Origin of the sequence: Syntrophomonas sp. DTU019 (genome assembly GCA_913757435.1) — a bacterium.
Taxonomy (GTDB): domain Bacteria; phylum Bacillota; class Syntrophomonadia; order Syntrophomonadales; family Syntrophomonadaceae; genus DTU019.
Genome location: CAJYDM010000001.1, coordinates 128,373 through 145,069, shown reverse-complemented (window position 1 = coordinate 145,069; position 16,697 = coordinate 128,373). Strand labels below are relative to the sequence as shown.

Sequence of the window (16,697 nt, the reverse complement as noted above, 5' to 3'; positions counted from 1 at the left end):
TCAGTTCCTACTTCTTAAGGCTTTGGGGGATGTCTGGTTCATATACGAGTAGCCAGCACATAGGCTTAATCGCGCTGAACACCGCCAGCATCACAGCGAAGGAAGCCAGGCTTGAATAAGCTTTGGACATGAATTTGCCTTTCACATTGCACACCTCCCTTCCATGATATCCATACCGTGATCAAGAGTATGAAATAGTTTATATCCCCAGGGGGTTATAACCAACAGACCGCATAGCCAACCCAGTAGTACGGCATTGGCCAGACTGTTATAACCGCAGTAAAGTAAAATTACGGCTATCAGAACATTGAGCAACAAGGTTAGTGAGGTTATCTGTTTTTGTTGTCTGATTTCATGAACTGCTGTAACCTGTTTTTTCTCCGTTCCAGCCGGCACCCAGGCTCTGATGATGCTCAGTCCGCCTGCAGCCAGCACAATGATAGCAACCATCGCCCACTCGAATCTTAAAGGGAGCATCTGGCTCAGTTTAGCCAGGCCCAACATCAACAAAAGACTGCAAGTCAGACAGCGGGGGAAGGTCTTGAGATGAGCGCCTCCTCCAGGGACTCTTATCAGTCCATATGCGATCAATACCAGGAAAGCCGGGATCAATAGACCCAGAAGCGACGCGAACACGAATAACAACAGTAATTCCAGCATATTGTTCAGAAAATTCTCCAAGCCATAAGCATACACTTCGACCTCATCTGAACTGCTGCCCAAATGGCGGCCGATGTCAGACGCTATTTTCGATGAAAGCCACTTGTTCATGCATCCTCCTGCGGTCAGGCAAATTAATTATGAAAGTAGTCTTTGGCTGGGTAACTATGCGGATACTGCCGCCGTATTTATTGACCAGCCGTTTCACGATATAGAGGCCAAAGCCGCGACCAGCGGAACCGCTGGTGGAAAAACCGGGGGTAAACATGAGGTTTTCTTGTTGCTTGGGTATTTTAGCCCCACTATTGTAAACATAGATCACGTACTGTGATTCCTCATACTTTAACTCCAATGATACGCGGCGCGGAGGCTGTCCTCTGAGGGTAGCATCCAGGGCATTATCAATCAGGTTGCCGATTATACTGCACAGATCCCAGGGCGGAATACCCATCTCATTGACCTCACATTTTACAGCGAAATCAAAATGGATATTCTTGGTCTCAGCCAGCTTGCGCTTCGAATTAACCAGGGCGGTCAGGGCCGGATTGCCAACGTAGACCAGATCCTGAGTTTCCCAATACTGCTCGGTCACCCCATCCAGATAGTGGCGGGCCTGGTCCACCTCATCCAGATACAACATAGCCTGCAGGGTTTGAATATGTCTGGTGTGCTCATGCCGCTGGCTGTTCAGACTGTTTATCAGGTCTTCGATGTTATGGAGATGTTCTCGCAACAACTGGCTTTCAACCAGCTTTCGGCTGTATTCATCTATTTGCCGGATCGATATTACGACAAATCCGCTTAATAACATTATCACCAAGCTAGCAATAGGCAAGAGATTTTTTAGCCCTTCAATGTCAGGGAAAAAGACTATTGCTAGAATGATGATAGCAATGAATGCAGTTTCAAGTAATATCGTCGAAATTGCTATTATTGGCTTGTTGGTTGGCATTTTGATCTCCATCACTCAAATCGAAAATATATATCTTTCGGACTTTGCAATAAACCAAGGCTGCACCAACAATTAGGGCTTGAATTAGAAACAGTAAGGAATTAATCAGTACATCATTTTTTATTAGCTCATAGTCGATTGATGTTAGCCATAGAATTAACGGTATCAGAATTGATTGCGTTACTGCCAACACCGCAAACCCGGTCAAAACTGACCAAATCACTTTATATAATGGAAGTCTGGTAAAAAGCCAGCAAAGCGAAATCAACACAACTATTCCAATGAGAGAATGTACTCCAAAGACAACGGGTAATTGTCTAACATAATAGGATATTATTGCGCTAACAGAAGCGATCACGACGGCATGTTCAATTTTAACCTTTAGGTTGTACAATTGAAATCCCACCAGGACCATCAGTAGGGACTCGGGAATGCCAACAGTTAACGTTAAATACCAGGAGATGGAAATCATATAGCTCCCTCTTTCATAGCATAATTAAAAACCAACCCATAATCAATTTACCACAAAAAGCAACATTATCCTGCTGCAAAGCCTAAATTGAGTGTTTCTTCTTTACAAAACCAATTTTTGCCGGGTATGAATTGCCGCAAAACAAACATGAACGACCGCTAAACAGGCATGAAATACACAGCAGTTTCAAACGATGCAATTTTGGCTTTCTAAAACAAATTGGGCCAGGCCACGAAAAACACTAATCTAATCAGGGGGTTTAACCGAATAAATACCATAGAGGATGAAGTGATTTCGATAATGGAGGAGACAAAAAATGGCCGACGAAATCCAACTGGTGGTGTTTAAACTCAAACAACAGGATTCGACTTGCGAATACGGGGTAGGCGTGACCTCAGTGCAGGAAATCATCCCCATGACACAACCTACCCGACTGCCGCAAACGCCTGATTTTATTGAAGGTATAATCAACCTGCGCGGTAAGGTGATACCTATCATAGACCTGAAAAGGCGTTTTAACATGGGGACATCTGACTTAACAGCGGAGAGCCGCAGTGTAGTGGTGGAAGTAGGCGGAAAAACGGTTGGCATAATTGTAGATGAGGTCAGCGAGGTTTTGCGTCTGCCGGTGGATTGTATTGAACCGCCCCCGGCAGTAATGGGCGCCATTGCTTCTGACTATATCACCGGTGTGGGCAAATTGGAGAAACGGCTTTTAATTCTCCTGGATATGGATAAAATATTAAATGAGGGCGAAAGAACGGAGCTGTATGATTTCGCCGTGAATTAAAGGTGAAGGATTATTTTTGCAGCCCTGAGATCCCTTGGGATTTCGGGGCTTTCTGTGTAATGGGCATTAACGCTGAAAATGGGGGTATATAATGTTAATTGGGATAGATATAATTGATATTGACAGGGTTAAACTGGCTGTTCAAAGAACACCCCGTTTCTTAACCCGGGTTTATACCGCGGCAGAGCGGGATTACTGTTTGGGCAAGAAAAATCCCTATCCATCTCTGGCAGTCCGTTTTGCCGCTAAAGAGGCAGTGCGTAAACTCCATCCGGCTCTGGCCTCGTGCCCCTGGCAGGATATTGAAGTCTGCATGAACCTAAATGGCATGCCTAAGCTTTATTTGCATGGTCAGGCCCGACTGGCCCAGTTGCAGGCCCGATTGGCCGACCCCAGCATAAGCCTTTCCCATTCAGACCAACAGGCGGTGGCAGCAGTAGTGTGTACGAAAGGATGAAGGCATGAAACTAGTAAACTCCCGCGAGATGAAAGCGATCGACCATAATGCCATTAAAGAATATGGGATTGCAGGCATAGTATTGATGGAAAACGCCGGCATCCGCTGTGTCGAAGTGATCGAGGAGATATTGGGCGTCACAGCAGGCAAAACCGTGGTAATTCTGGTGGGCCGGGGGAATAATGGCGGTGATGGTCTGGTGATAGCCAGACATCTGCTAAACGCCAAAGCCCACGTTTTTGTCTTTGCCCTGTCCCCACCTGAAGTGCTTCCGCCTGATTCCAGGACCAACTATGAGATCTTTAAGAATATGGGGGGACAGTTCTCTCTACTGCAAAAGGAAGAAGACCTGGACAGTCTCTTGCTCTGTCTGTTGAATAGTGATCTGATTGTGGACGCTCTTTATGGAATCGGGTTTAAAGGCAGCCTGAGTGAGTACGAAGCCCGACTGGTAGACATGGTCAATTGGTGTAATAAGCCGGTAGTGGCGGTGGACATCCCCTCGGGGGTGGATGCTGACACTGGCCTGGTGCATGGTGCTGCCATCAAAGCGACCCATACGATCAGTTTCGCACTGCCTAAAATAGGCCTGGTATTGGAACCCGGCAAAGACTATGTGGGCACACTCAGCATTGCGGATATATCTATCCCTTATAAATTATTGGAGGACAGCCGTCTCCAGACCAACCTTATTACTGCCGATATGGTAGGGCCGCTTATCAAGCGCAGGCCGGCTGAGTCCCATAAAGGCACTTTCGGACACGCCCTTTTAGTCGGAGGTTCGGTAGGCCTGACCGGGGCAGTGGTGATGGCTTCATATGCCGCTTTGCGCTGCGGGGCCGGGCTGGTTACCGCTGCGCTGCCAGAGTCCCTGGTGCCAGTCGTGGATGGGGTCATGACTGAAGTCATGACTTCTCCCCTTCCGGAAACCGGTCAGGCTGTAGTCGGTTTAGAGGCTCTGGCGATTCTGGATAATCTCATGAACACTGTGTCGGTAGGCGCTATAGGGCCTGGCATGTCTGATCACTCTGAGGCCGCGGCGGTGTTGCAGCACATTCTGCAGCATTCCGGCATTCCTTTGGTGATAGATGCCGATGGCCTAAACGCCCTGGCTGGGAACACCGAAGTATTCAAGCAGCGTCAGGTCCCGATAGTGCTTACTCCGCATCCAGGGGAAATGGCCCGTCTGACTGGAAAGAGTATAGCCGAAATCCAATCCCATAGATTGGCGATAGCCCGTCAATATGCTCTGGAATGGGGTGTAACCCTGGTTTTGAAGGGCAATAAGACAGTAGTAGCTGACCCGGCGGGCAACCTGTTTGTCAACATTATCGGCAACCCGGGTATGGCAACAGCTGGAAGCGGAGATGTTCTGTGCGGGATCATTACCGGACTTATCGCCCAAGGCCTAAAGGCTACCGAGGCTGCTGTAGCAGGGGTCTATCTTCATGCCCGTTGCGGAGACCAGGTGGCCGAGCATAAAGGACAGCGGGGCCTGGTGGCTGGAGACCTGATTGCTGCGCTGCCTGATATACTTATGGCATTTGAAAAAAGCAGCTTTTGATTAAAGGAATATTGGCTGTCAATCATTAATACCAGGTAAAACGACCCACACTAAATATAGATGTATAATAACAGGAGGAAAAATTATGCTGGCAAAAGACATTATGACCCGGGAGGTCCATGCGGCTAAGCCGGACGACAAGGTGGAGAGCGTCACCCATCTGATGCTGGATAATAAGATCAGCGGCATTCCTGTTGTAGATGACAGAAATCATGTAGTGGGCATCATCACTGAAAAAGACTTAATGATACGAGCCAAGGAATTACGGGTTCCTTTTTATTTAACCTTGTTTGACAGTATTATCTTTCTGGAAAACCCCATAAGATTTAATAATGAGGTAAAAAAGTATACTGCCACTAAAGTTAAAGATGCCATGACCACCAAAGTAATTACCGTGGATGAGGATACTCCGGTCTCCGATGTGGTAAAAATCATGCAGGATAAGCGCATCAACCGTGTGCCGGTGGTGCGCAACCACAAACTGGTAGGGATAATTACCCGCAATGATGTATTGAAAGTCCTGGTAAGCCAACATGGACAATAGAAGGCCAACCTGGGCGGAGATAGACCTCTCCGCTATAGAACATAATATAACCACCGTGCAGAAATACCTTAAACCAACCACCCGAATGATGGCGGTGATAAAAGCCAATGCCTACGGCCACGGCATGCTGGAGACAGCAGCACTGTGTGTGGATAAGGGAGTGGATTTTCTGGGTGTAGCTACTCTGGATGAAGCTATGCCTCTGGTTGAGGCCGGTCTCAAACTGCCTATTCTGGTATTGGGTTATGTGCCCGGTGAATTCGCGCAGCAGGTGATCGAACACGGCATTAGAACTGTAGTATATGAGACCTCTTACGCTCGAGACCTGTCCCAGGCTGCACAGTGCCTCGGCAAGGAGGCCCTGGTCCATTTCAAGGTCGATACCGGCATGGGGCGATTGGGTTTCCCAATAGGCAGTCATGGTGTGGATAAAGTTGTGCAAGCCTCTAATTTACCCGGAATTAAACCAGAGGGTTTGATGACTCACTTTGCAGAGTCAGATAGTCTGGATCGGACCTATACCCTGGAACAGATTCACCGCTTTGAGGACTTCAATTGCCAACTGGAGAACCGGGGACTTCACATCCCGATCAAACACTGTGCCAACAGCGCTGCTATAGTGAGCTTTCCTGAGGCTCACTTCGATATGGTGCGTGCTGGCATTATGATTTATGGGCTTTATCCCTCTCAGTCCATGAAGAATTTAAACCTGGATATTATTCCGGCCATGACACTGAAGAGCAAGGTTAGTTTCGTTAAGACATTGGCCTGCGGGGAGTCAGTGAGCTACGGGCGCACCTTCTGCTGCAGCGAAGATACTGATGTGGCCACGGTGCCTATCGGCTATGCGGATGGATACAACCGACTATTATCCAACCAGGCCTATGCAATGATCAAGGGAATCAGAACCCCTTTGATCGGCAATGTCTGTATGGATCAGTGTATGTTTGCCCTGCCCAAAGGAGCGCATATCAAAGTCGGGGATGAAGTTATTCTGTTTGGCAGGCCCGAAACAGGCATCACTGCTGATGACCTGGCTAATATAATAGGAACTATCAATTATGAGATTGTTACCACCATAACCTCGAGAGTGCCCCGCACATACAAGCAGTAATGGGCAATTATTGGATTTGCGATTGAGCCAAGCCTGACCCTATAATATAGTATCGGGATTGACTTTAGCCGGAGGTGTTCGTTTTGCCCGCCTCGAAGAGAATTATTATTACGGTGCCTGAAGCCCTGCTGTTTGAGATGGACTCAGTGACCATGACCGAGAGCAAAAATCGCAGTGAAATCGTACGCGAAGCGATCCGCTTTTATCTGGGAGAACGCAGGCGGATCCTGGCTAGGGAGCAGATGAAAAAAGGTTACCTGGAAATGGCACAGATAAATTTGAGCATTGCGTGCGAAAATATAGGAGAAGAAGAGGCCTTGGCAAACTGCATAGAAAAATTAATGGAGTGAGGGCTTCCATGATAAAAAGGGGCGAAATCTACTACGCTCAGCTAAACCCGGTGGTAGGCTCGGAACAAGGCGGGATTCGGCCGGTCCTGGTGGTGCAGAATGACATAGGCAATCAGTACAGCCCGACCACCATTGTTCTGGCTATAACTTCGCAGATAAATAAGGCCAAGTTGCCCACCCATGTTGAATTAAAAAGTGAGGAATTCGGCCTGGAAAGGGACTCGGTGATTCTGGCGGAACAAATTAGGACTGTAGATAAAAGCCGCCTCAAGCAACGTATCTCGGTCTTGACCGAGGAGGTAATGCACAGAGTGGACCAGGCCTTGGGTGTGAGCATAGGTTTGACTGACATCTGATACATAATCCAAACTACATAAGAATAATGAAAGCGGGTCTTTGGGACCTGCTTTTTTTGTCAGTAAAGGTGCATAGTCTGTAAGAACGATAGAAACATAATCACAGCGGGAGGAGTATGTATGAAACCAGTTATTGGTCTGACCTGCGACGTCGGTGTAGAAAATGGTTTGCTTACATTGCGCCGACAGTATCTGGATGCAATAATCCGGGCCGGTGGTATCCCGGTGGTTCTGCCGCCGACACGAGAGCCCGGCCAGGCCGAGACATGCCTGGAATTTTGCCAGGGCCTTCTCTTGACGGGTGGGGGGGATGTGGATCCGAGCTATTGGGGAGAGCCGCCTTCACCCGCTTTAGGATATGTAAGTCCAGTCAGGGATTATTTTGAAATCACCCTGACGAATCTAGCCCTGGCGGCAGGAAAACCTATCCTGGGCATCTGCCGGGGGATACAAGTAATAAACGTAGCTGCCGGGGGAAGCTTGTGCCAGGATTTGCAGACCGGGATGAACCACCAACAAAATGCGCCGCGCACCCAGCTGTTTCATGATATATTTATTGAAACGACCAGTCGGCTGGGACAGATCTATATGACCTGCCAGGCCGGGGTGAACAGCTTCCACCACCAGGCGGTTGCCAGGCTGGCACCGGGCTTCAAGGTTAGTGCCACCAGCCTGGATGGCACTATAGAAGCCATAGAAATCAACACTGCAGGATTTGTATTGGGGGTGCAATGGCACCCTGAGGACTTGGAGGATAAATGCTCACAAGCCCTGTTTAGAGAATTAGTGGCCGTTGCGGAATTGTCTGGCCGTTAGCCGAAATTAACCCCGGCATAATTGGGCAGGTAGATTATGCTAGATCTTTAGGCGAACCGAGGCGACTTTGCACACATATTATATGAAGTAGGGAAGGAGTCCTTTCATGATAGCGATCACAGGTGGAACCCTCCTAACGATGGATGGCAGTGGGGCTTTGCAAGGCACAGTAGTAGTTGATGGTCCGATTATCCATAGTGTGGGAAGTGAAGTGGAGATACCGCCGGGGTGCACTGTAATCGATGCCCGAGGAAGCTATATCACTCCGGGTCTGATTGACGCTCATACCCATCTCGGATTGGAGGAAGAGATATACCGAATCGAAGGTGACGATGTAAATGAGGTCCATGAACCGGTAACTCCACAATTGATGGCTGCTGATGGGGTCAATTATTATGACCTGGGGTTTAATGATGCTTTGCGGGGTGGGGTGACGCGATCACTGTGCATGCCTGGCAGCGCCAATATCATCGGTGGCCAGGCGGTTCTCTTGAAGCACCTGGCCCCGCAAGCCACGCAGATGATCGACCGCAATCCCTGGGGGGTCAAAGCCGCCCTGGGAGAGAATCCCAAGCGGGTTTATTCCGAACTCAAGAAGACTCCGGTTACTAGAATGGCGAGTGCAAGTCTGCTGCGGGAGGCTTTTTACGTTGCGTCCCGGGCTATGAAGAAAAAAGCTGCACTTTCATCCGCCGAGCAATTTAAGTGGGAACCGATGATGCGGGTATTGAGAAAAGAACAGCCTCTACTGCTGCATGTGCATCGTGCCGATGACATCCTCACGGCATTGCGTATTAAAGACGAATATGACTTCAACCTGATTATACAGCATGGCACTGAAGCATTCATGGTAGCTGAAGAGTTGAAGCGGCATCAGGTGCCGGTCTGCCTGGGGCCACTCCTGGTCAACCGGGCTAAAGTGGAAATGAAGGCAGTATCTTTCAAAAATGCTCTTCGTCTGGCCGAACTGGGAGTGAAATTTTGCCTGATAACCGACCACCCGGTGGTGCCTATTGAACAGCTCAGGGTATGTGCGGCCCTAGCGGCCAGGGAGGGCCTTGACGAAGAACAGGCTTTGCAGGCTGTCACATCACAAGCCGCATCAATAATCGGGGTTGCTGATCGGCTGGGAACGATTACCGTCGGCAAGCGCGCTGATCTGGCCATTTTCGATGGGCATCCCCTGGAATTCCGTTCCAGAATCCGCCAGGTTATGGTGGATGGTTTACTGTGGGGTGAGCATAGTGAATAAAGGTGACCTGTTTACTGTATATCTCGATGGGGTGGTTATGACTGTCTGTGTTCTGGGGGTATACAGTGAAGAATATAGCGGCGAGGAAATGGTTATCCTGGCGGTTATCGGCCAGGAGAATATGGTTCATGTGCCCTTGAATGAACTGGAATCGATATTTCCATTGCGAAAATACGTGAATTGAATTGTAACCAGTAAAACATGAGACCCCGCAGGGGTCTCAATTCACTAATAGACTTGATATTTCTGAATGGTAATGTTAATAGTATTGCCCCCCTTGCTTCTTCATAGACCGATCAATTAATACCATCCATTCCCAGCGACTGTTTGCATTTTATAAGCGAGGTTATAACCCGGTTGACCGGGGTATTTACCCCCAGTTGCTGACCCAATTCTACTACCGCACCATTCAAGGCATCTATTTCGGTTTTCCTTCCAGCCTGTATGTCCTGCAGCATAGAAGCCCGGTGAGCTGCAGTAGAGGGTACCATCTGACCATAAAAATCCTTTCGGTATAGAACGGCATTTTCCCACGGGGTAGGTTGTCGCTGTGCTTTCAAGACCTCGAAAATTTCATTAATGATGGCATCCATCAACTCCCGGCTCCATTCCATTTCTGCCAGCCGGCCATAAGGCACTTCCAGTATAGCTCCCAAAGGATTTAAAGCAGAGTTATATATTATCTTGGCCCATACATATGGCATTATGTCAGGGGAATAACGGGTAGGTATGCCCGCCTGGCGAAAAACGTCAGCCCATGCTTGCAGGGTGGCAGCGGCGATGAGTTGGCGGGGATGTCCCAATAGAACATCATCGGCGATGACGGTTACCTCTGATGAGCCCGGGTTTATGGTCACTGCACCAAAAATAATGCGGCCCAAAATGAGTTGCTGAGGTGGTATGAATTCCACCGCCTGTTCATAATTGCCATAGCCGTTTTGCGCCAGGAACACATAGGTGTTATCCTTAATTAAGGCCTTCAACAGACGGGAAACCGCCGCGGTCTGATAAGCCTTAACGGTTATAATAACCAGGTCAAAGTCGGTGTCCTTTAGCCGGTTCAAGGAGTCTACAGTTTGGTCCAGGAAGGCGTGGTGCTCCCCCCAGATGCCTGTGACCTGTACACCTTGCTTTTCTATGTGAGATGCTACTGCAGGTAAGTCGATACCGCTGACTTGATGTCCGGCCTTTTTCAACAAACATGAATATACTGTTCCCAGGGCTCCCAGGCCAAATACTAATATTTTCATTAATATAACCACCCCTATTATCGAATAGCGCGCTTTAAGTATTATACTCCATGTTGCACCTTCTGACAGAGGTTTTTATCAGGTTTAAGCGGCCTTAATCGGAGCCTGTACAATACCGGACAATTCAGATTTTTTGGCCCGAACTGCGACTCTCAGTGTCTTAAGTAGATGCTATTGTTGTATTAAAACAGGAAAAGGAGAATGCTATGCCAGATTATACTTATGTGGACCAGCCTCAGTTGCTGCAGTATCTGTTTTATCCCCGACCTGATAATGCCGGTGGGCCTCCTGGCAGCTATGATGTTTTTATAAATGTAGAGGCTAATATCAGAGTGTCGTGCCGTTTCTATCTGGCTGATCCTGAATGGCCCTGGATGCTGTATTTTCATGGCAATGGTGAGATAGCCGCTGACTATGATGAAATAGCCTCGTTTTACCAGCTCAGCCGCATCAATCTGGCAGTGGCTGATTATCGTGGTTATGGTTTGAGTCAGGGCCAGCCCACTGTCAACAGCCTGGTAAGTGATGCAGAAAAGGTATGGCAGGCGGTCCAACAAGAAGTCTTAAAGCGTTATAATCGATCATTCGACTGGGTCATGGGACGCTCGATGGGGAGTATCGCCGCACTTCATCTGGCTCACCGATACCCTGAAGAATTGAAGGGATTCATAATTGAGAGCGGTTTTGCAAGTGTTACCCGCCTGATTACCCACCTGGGCATAATGGCCCCCAATTCCATGCTAAAGGGTATTGAGGAGGAATGCCTGGCAATGATCGCAGAGATACGAGTACCGGCTTTGGTAATCCACGGCGACCGGGACACGCTGGTTCCCTGGGGTGAAGGCAAGTTGATACATGATACCTTGAACAAGGGTGATAAGCATATGCTTACTGTACCGGGGGCCTCCCACAATGATATTATCTTCCGTGATATCCCTCGTTATTTTGGGGCTATACAGGGATTCATCGACAAGTACCAGTGATTTCAGTTTACGCGCGGGGGCTAGTCTAAGCATGATTAGAGGTAGCATTTTAAAACAGATACTGGCCCGACCGGAGTGCTTGCAAGCAGATCCCATGCATGCATACCGTCTGGTTTTAATGGCCGGGCGCTTTTCTATTCCCATAGAAGGTTTACCGGTTAATAGCCTGCCATCAGGTTATTTCAGAAAACTGGATCGTAAGCAGGTTTTGTATCAGCTGAGTCGATACCTGCTCAAAGCGCCTGAGCCTTCCCGAGGGATACTATGCTTGCAGGAAACCGGTATCCTGCGGGAGGTTCACCCTCTGCTCCATGCGCTGTTGGGGTGTGAGCAGGAGAAGAGCCATCACCCGGAAGGTGATGTTTTTCAGCATACCCTGTTAGTGGTCGACCAGTGTCGGCGACGAGTGCATCTGTCTCAAAACCCCCAGGCCTTGATGTTGGCAGCACTGCTGCATGACATCGGCAAACCAGTGACTACTGGTTATCATAAGGGCAAGGTGACCTCTTATGGGCATGATGTGACCGGCAGTAAATTGGCAACAGGGTTTCTTCGAGAACTCCATGCTCCCCAGAAATTGATAGAAGCGGTGCAACAATTGGTTAGAGAGCACATGCAGCCAGTACTGCTGTTCAAACAGAGAGATAAGATCAGTGATAAGGCGATACGAAGGCTTTTAGGCAGAGTTGATATCAGCGAGCTGCTGTTGCTCTCTGAAGCCGATTATTTGGGACGGGGAATACAACGCGACTACCAGCCCATCAAGCTGTGGCTGCAGCAGTGCATAGAGAGGTTGAAGCTCCGGGTTTGATTTCTACTATGCCTTTATCATACACAGGTGATATACACAGATGATATGGATAGCTGTCTTGGCTAGAGACGGGCTGCTTAGCGATGGGCGTGGCGATAACTGAGGTAATGCTTGCCGGCAATAATTGCACCGATGGCAGTTATGTACAGTAATGGACCCATATTGAGAGCATAGACTACCATGGCGATGCCACCCGCTATTGAAGACGGATCTCCTTGCCGCCATAAAACATAGGTCAACAACCAGGCGATGATAAAAACTGCTATGGCAGTGGGCTGCATGGCCCATAACAGGCCCCCCAGGGTGGTGGCCAACCCTTTGCCTCCGGAAAATTTGAGCCATACCGGCCAGATATGCCCGACTACTGCAGCAGCCGCGCCCAATAGGGCATCGGCACCCAGATATTGAGCCAGCCAGGCGGCTAGAGCCCCTTTGCCGCAATCGGCCAGCAATACAGCCAGAGCTGGCAGCCAACCCATAATTAGACGGGTATTCATGGTTCCCATGTTGCCTGAACCGTGTTCTCGGATATCTAATTCAAAAAATGCTTTGCCCAGAAGATAAGCGCTGGGAATGCTCCCCAACAGATAGCACAAGGCCACTATCCCCATTGCTGGCAGAAATTCAAATCCCATAATGCTTCTCCACTCCTATGACAGATCAAATTCGGAAAACGCGTTGAATCACTCCAAATGTCCCCAATCCTCTTTAGTGCTGCAAGCTTATTATATCTTATGCCCGGCATATTTCGGCCTATGCCATCATTCTGGAGGTGGTTCTGCTGTCCCAGATTTGCCATAAACCCATCCTCATTCTTCAATAATTGGGATACGGGAAAATGTCCCCTTTGCGTTTATGGGGGACAATTTCTTTGTGTTGCATAACCAATTTTTATATGATGTATAATTAAAGATGTGGTATATTAGGACTATAACGCTGAAAGGATGAGATCGTTGTCATTCAATATCGATGCCAGGGGCTTAAACTGTCCGGAGCCGGTAATACTCACCAAAAAAAGCATTGACCAGGGTGAGGAGCGGCTGGTAATAATTGTAGATAATCTGGCGGCCCGGGAGAATGTCAGCAAACTGGGCATAAGTCAAGGTTATGATGTTACCGTAGAACCACAGGAAGGGTTTTTCCAGATAACTATGCAAAAACAGGCTGCACCAGATCCGCTTGTTTCCCCTGCAAGTGATTCGGGGCAGGAGAACCGGCCAACTGAGGTGTCCATACTGGTGAAGAGTGATCTCTTTGGAGATGGTGACCCTGAACTCGGTCAGGTGTTGATGAAAAGCTTTCTTTACACCCTCAATGAGACCGCCAACATCAAATATGTTGTATTCATGAATCGTGGGGTCTTGCTTACTGTGGCAGGTTCCCCGGTATTAGATCAGTTGCAGGCTTTGCAAGATTTGGGAGTATCCTTGCTCAGCTGCGGGACTTGTTTGGATTTCTACAATAAAAAGGATAAACTGGCGGTTGGAACGATCACCAACATGTATAACGCTATGGAGATATTGACTAGCACGCCACGAAATCTCACCATTTAATGAAGGGAGAAGGCCATTAATTGATATACATGGACAACGCCGCCACCAGCTTTCCTAAACCGGAAGCGGTATACCAGGCGGTTGACCATTTTAACCGCAACCTCGGAGGTAGTCCGGGACGGGGCAGTCACCAGGCTACACTTAGAGCGGGCGCAATTTTGCTGGAATGTCGTGAACTGCTGGCCCGCCTTTTTAATGTCAAAGATGCGGCGCAGATCGCTTTTACGGCTAATATTACCGATGCCATCAATATTGGCCTCAAGGGAATATTAAGGCCCGGCGACCACATCATCACCACTAGCATGGAGCACAACGCGGTGGCCAGGCCTTTACATGCCCTCTCCCGGCTGGGAGTGGAGTGGACCGCGATTCCGTGTAGGGCCGATGGTTCTTTGAACCCGGACCATATCGTGCCAGCTATCAAGGCCAATACTCGTATGATCTGTATGCTGCATGCCTCTAATCTGACCGGCACTATTCTGCCCATCGAAGAGGTGGGGCTGATTGCCAGACGTCACGACCTGACATTTATGGTGGACAGCGCCCAGACTGCAGGGGTTCTGCCCATCGACGTAGAAGCTGCTCATATTGATATTCTGACCTTTACGGGGCACAAAGGCCTTTTAGGTCCTCAGGGCACGGGAGGTATCTATGTTGACCCCAGGTTGGAGCTGCGCCTGCTCCGAGAGGGAGGCACAGGCTCTGCTTCGGAGCTCTTGGAGCAACCTGCGACCATGCCGGATCGTTTGGAATCAGGCACTCCTAACACGCCTGGTATAGCAGGGTTGGCTGCTGGGGTAGAATTTATTTTGGCGACCGGAATAGATAACATCCGCCGTCATGAACAGGAACTTACAGATATTTTGTGCCGAGAATTGCGGAACATATCCGGCCTGACCTTATATGGCCCGGGCGACAGCCAACGGATGACAGCGGTAGTCTCGTTCAATATCGGTGGCATGGATTGCGGAGAGGTGAGCTTGAGGCTGGACCAGGAATATGGTATTATATCCCGTTCCGGAATGCATTGCGCTCCCCTGGCTCATAAGACTATTGGGACTGCCGCTATTGGAGCATGCCGAATCAGCCCGGGTTGCTTCACCTCGGTCAGTGATATCCACACGGTGATCGAGGCCGTACGGGAGATAGCCCGCACTTAACAGCACTGCCGGGGTCGGGTAGATACCGGGCATCTTGCCATGATCAAAGCATAAAAAGTAGGTGGGCGAATCTGCCCACCTATTTAAAACCATCGTTTTACTCGAGTACCCCGATAATCTTATGAGACCTTAGGGGCTCAATTCCATCCCCTGAAGAATGGAATAACAGCCTAAAATCGATTACTGTTCGATCTTAGCTGCTACGGGTTTGATTATGGGACTGCCGACCGGCAGTACTACTTTCTTAAACTCTGTATTAAGCACAATCGCTGCACTCATGTAAATGCCGCAGATACCCGAAATCAGCAGGAAGATACCAGCGATGGGAGCATACGTAGCTTTGTCCAGCCACTGGCCGTCAGTCAGAGATACTAGCGGTACTGCGACGTCTAATGCCAATACCAGGATGGTCATGACCAGGGGAGCTTTAAAATAGGATGGGGTCCATAGCCATAGCACGAACCATAGAGCCATCCAGGCCCAGCCGTCTATACGGGCGTCTGGTGCAATCCCAGTCAGCTTTGCAGAGTAAGTCTTTACAAAGAATTCCAGACCGCCGACCAGCATAAAGAATGCTGAGAAGAACAGGAAGATATTACCACCAGTAACGGCGCCTTCCATCAATTCAATTAATCCCACTACCAACTGCACTACGAAGCCACCGATAATCCAGCATCCCAATAAAGGTGCTGCGGTCCCGGCTACCTTGCCCGTTAAAACCGCATAAAACGTAAAACATGCAACTGCTAGTGCTACCAATCCTGCAGGGGCAGGATTTGCCCAAGATGAATTACCTGACATCTAAACTCCTCCTTTTTCCTCTTCTTAAAATTTCAGGATTCCGTTAGGCTCAGTTCACCTCCTTATTCAGAAATCCAATGGGCTCTCCGGAGCAAAATGGTTTCCCCTAAAAGCCCAAAACAGTGTCACCGGGTTAGAGGTTGGTAGATCGACTGTGGCGTTTGTTTTCTCCTCTTTCTGTCTCTGTTGAGGACGCCACGGGATAGGTATTATCCATGACAGGTAGTTGAGGTTGGGCAATTAATAGTTTATCTAGGCTATGATTATTGCTGTTAGTAGCTTCGACGAATACAGCATTTCCGGTTTTTCTGCGATCTCCTCTGCCTTTCCTTCCTGAAATCGAGGATTCAGTTGGAGGAAGCTTCAAATCTTAACCTGTAATCATACCCCAAACCGGGTCTCACGTTTACACTATACTAAAACAGTGAATATGTTTGGCTAACCTATTAATTGTATTCAATGGGTGTATATTCTATACATAAGTGATTTTATTTTATTGGAGATATCGGGTTTTGTCAATATGCTTCACTCTCCAGGGACTTGTATCATGGTTTTATTGCTATATATATGTAGAGAGCAGAGAAAATATGGACAAAATTTGTGAGGCCAGGGCTTGTTAATTGCATTCCTCCTAATGAAGGCCCCCTCCAATGTGGTGGTTAAGAGCTCCAGGTATCGGTATAATATATGTTAGTGGTACAAAAGGAAGTTTCTTCACATTCAGGGAGGTCGTAATTTGAGCGAAGATGTGGTTAAGATTGAGATTTATGATGGCATTGTCCAGTCGGGTTGAAGCTGCTCCTCGGGTTGTT

At 48.5% G+C, this 16,697-nt stretch carries 21 protein-coding genes; 14 read left to right on the top strand and 7 right to left on the bottom strand.

Features of this window, described 5'->3' with window-relative positions:
* Positions 1-7: 7 nt before the first annotated feature.
* From AC15IQ_RS00720 to AC15IQ_RS00705, 4 genes are all read right to left on the bottom strand, one after another.
* Positions 8-145: a cyclic lactone autoinducer peptide gene (locus tag AC15IQ_RS00720; RefSeq protein WP_483176697.1), complete on the bottom strand. Its 138-nt coding sequence runs from the start codon at positions 143-145 to the stop codon at positions 8-10.
* Positions 142-771: an accessory gene regulator ArgB-like protein gene (locus AC15IQ_RS00715; protein ID WP_483176696.1), complete on the bottom strand. Its 630-nt coding sequence runs from the start codon at positions 769-771 to the stop codon at positions 142-144. The genes AC15IQ_RS00720 and AC15IQ_RS00715 overlap by 4 nt, the downstream gene beginning before the upstream one ends.
* Positions 737-1,471 (bottom strand): sensor histidine kinase, encoded by a 735-nt coding sequence (locus AC15IQ_RS00710; protein ID WP_483176695.1) that lies wholly within the window; start codon positions 1,469-1,471, stop codon positions 737-739. Before AC15IQ_RS00710 ends, AC15IQ_RS00715 begins: the two co-directional genes overlap by 35 nt.
* Positions 1,472-1,565: 94 nt before the next feature.
* Positions 1,566-2,084 (bottom strand): hypothetical protein, encoded by a 519-nt coding sequence (locus tag AC15IQ_RS00705; protein ID WP_483176694.1) that lies wholly within the window; start codon positions 2,082-2,084, stop codon positions 1,566-1,568.
* A 316-nt stretch (positions 2,085-2,400) separates the two neighbouring features.
* On the opposite strand from AC15IQ_RS00705, the gene AC15IQ_RS00700 reads away from it, so the two are divergent.
* From AC15IQ_RS00700 to AC15IQ_RS00655, 10 genes are all read left to right on the top strand, one after another.
* Complete coding sequence (locus AC15IQ_RS00700; protein WP_483176693.1) at positions 2,401-2,874, top strand: chemotaxis protein CheW; 474 nt, start codon at positions 2,401-2,403, stop codon at positions 2,872-2,874.
* A gap of 91 nt (positions 2,875-2,965) precedes the next feature.
* Positions 2,966-3,331, top strand: a complete 366-nt coding sequence (locus AC15IQ_RS00695; protein ID WP_483176692.1) for a holo-ACP synthase — start codon at positions 2,966-2,968, stop codon at positions 3,329-3,331.
* A gap of 4 nt (positions 3,332-3,335) precedes the next feature.
* On the top strand, positions 3,336-4,895 hold the full coding sequence (locus AC15IQ_RS00690; protein ID WP_483176691.1) for an NAD(P)H-hydrate dehydratase: 1,560 nt from the start codon (positions 3,336-3,338) through the stop codon (positions 4,893-4,895).
* 85 nt (positions 4,896-4,980) lie between these two features.
* Positions 4,981-5,439: a CBS domain-containing protein gene (locus AC15IQ_RS00685; RefSeq protein WP_483176690.1), complete on the top strand. Its 459-nt coding sequence runs from the start codon at positions 4,981-4,983 to the stop codon at positions 5,437-5,439.
* The gene (gene alr / locus AC15IQ_RS00680; protein WP_483176689.1) at positions 5,429-6,553 is read left to right on the top strand and encodes an alanine racemase; all 1,125 of its coding nucleotides are present in this window, start codon (positions 5,429-5,431) and stop codon (positions 6,551-6,553) included. Before AC15IQ_RS00685 ends, alr begins: the two co-directional genes overlap by 11 nt.
* Before the next feature lie 74 nt (positions 6,554-6,627).
* On the top strand, positions 6,628-6,903 hold the full coding sequence (locus tag AC15IQ_RS00675; protein WP_483176688.1) for a CopG family ribbon-helix-helix protein: 276 nt from the start codon (positions 6,628-6,630) through the stop codon (positions 6,901-6,903).
* Between the two features lie 8 nt (positions 6,904-6,911).
* Complete coding sequence (locus tag AC15IQ_RS00670; protein ID WP_483176686.1) at positions 6,912-7,259, top strand: type II toxin-antitoxin system PemK/MazF family toxin; 348 nt, start codon at positions 6,912-6,914, stop codon at positions 7,257-7,259.
* Positions 7,260-7,379: 120 nt separating this feature from the next.
* Positions 7,380-8,075 (top strand): gamma-glutamyl-gamma-aminobutyrate hydrolase family protein, encoded by a 696-nt coding sequence (locus AC15IQ_RS00665; RefSeq protein ID WP_483176685.1) that lies wholly within the window; start codon positions 7,380-7,382, stop codon positions 8,073-8,075.
* Positions 8,076-8,181: 106 nt separating this feature from the next.
* Complete coding sequence (locus AC15IQ_RS00660; RefSeq protein WP_483176684.1) at positions 8,182-9,327, top strand: amidohydrolase; 1,146 nt, start codon at positions 8,182-8,184, stop codon at positions 9,325-9,327.
* Positions 9,320-9,511, top strand: a complete 192-nt coding sequence (locus AC15IQ_RS00655; RefSeq protein WP_483176683.1) for a hypothetical protein — start codon at positions 9,320-9,322, stop codon at positions 9,509-9,511. Before AC15IQ_RS00660 ends, AC15IQ_RS00655 begins: the two co-directional genes overlap by 8 nt.
* Positions 9,512-9,623: 112 nt before the next feature.
* Here the strand turns inward: AC15IQ_RS00655 and AC15IQ_RS00650 are convergent, their stop codons facing one another.
* Positions 9,624-10,577 carry a ketopantoate reductase family protein gene (locus AC15IQ_RS00650; RefSeq protein ID WP_483176682.1) on the bottom strand — a complete coding sequence of 318 codons (954 nt, stop codon included), beginning with the start codon at positions 10,575-10,577 and terminating at the stop codon, positions 9,624-9,626.
* A gap of 206 nt (positions 10,578-10,783) precedes the next feature.
* Here AC15IQ_RS00650 and AC15IQ_RS00645 point away from each other — a divergent pair, with 206 nt between their 5' ends.
* Together AC15IQ_RS00645 and AC15IQ_RS00640 are read left to right on the top strand one after the other, a co-directional pair.
* On the top strand, positions 10,784-11,560 hold the full coding sequence (locus AC15IQ_RS00645) for an alpha/beta hydrolase (protein WP_483176681.1): 777 nt from the start codon (positions 10,784-10,786) through the stop codon (positions 11,558-11,560).
* Between the two features lie 31 nt (positions 11,561-11,591).
* Positions 11,592-12,371, top strand: coding sequence for an HD domain-containing protein (locus tag AC15IQ_RS00640; RefSeq protein WP_483176680.1), 780 nt, complete (start codon positions 11,592-11,594; stop codon positions 12,369-12,371).
* Between the two features lie 77 nt (positions 12,372-12,448).
* On the opposite strand, the gene AC15IQ_RS00635 is transcribed toward AC15IQ_RS00640, so the two are convergent.
* Positions 12,449-13,006 carry a glycerol-3-phosphate acyltransferase gene (locus AC15IQ_RS00635; protein WP_483176679.1) on the bottom strand — a complete coding sequence of 186 codons (558 nt, stop codon included), beginning with the start codon at positions 13,004-13,006 and terminating at the stop codon, positions 12,449-12,451.
* A 318-nt stretch (positions 13,007-13,324) separates the two neighbouring features.
* Between AC15IQ_RS00635 and yedF the strand changes: the two genes are divergently transcribed.
* The gene (gene yedF, locus AC15IQ_RS00630) at positions 13,325-13,924 is read left to right on the top strand and encodes a sulfurtransferase-like selenium metabolism protein YedF (RefSeq protein WP_483176677.1); all 600 of its coding nucleotides are present in this window, start codon (positions 13,325-13,327) and stop codon (positions 13,922-13,924) included.
* 29 nt (positions 13,925-13,953) lie between these two features.
* Positions 13,954-15,084 (top strand): aminotransferase class V-fold PLP-dependent enzyme, encoded by a 1,131-nt coding sequence (locus AC15IQ_RS00625; RefSeq protein WP_483177711.1) that lies wholly within the window; start codon positions 13,954-13,956, stop codon positions 15,082-15,084.
* A gap of 180 nt (positions 15,085-15,264) precedes the next feature.
* Here AC15IQ_RS00625 and AC15IQ_RS00620 read toward each other — a convergent pair whose 3' ends face one another.
* On the bottom strand, positions 15,265-15,885 hold the full coding sequence (locus AC15IQ_RS00620) for an acetate uptake transporter family protein (RefSeq protein WP_483176676.1): 621 nt from the start codon (positions 15,883-15,885) through the stop codon (positions 15,265-15,267).
* Positions 15,886-16,697 lie beyond the last annotated feature (812 nt).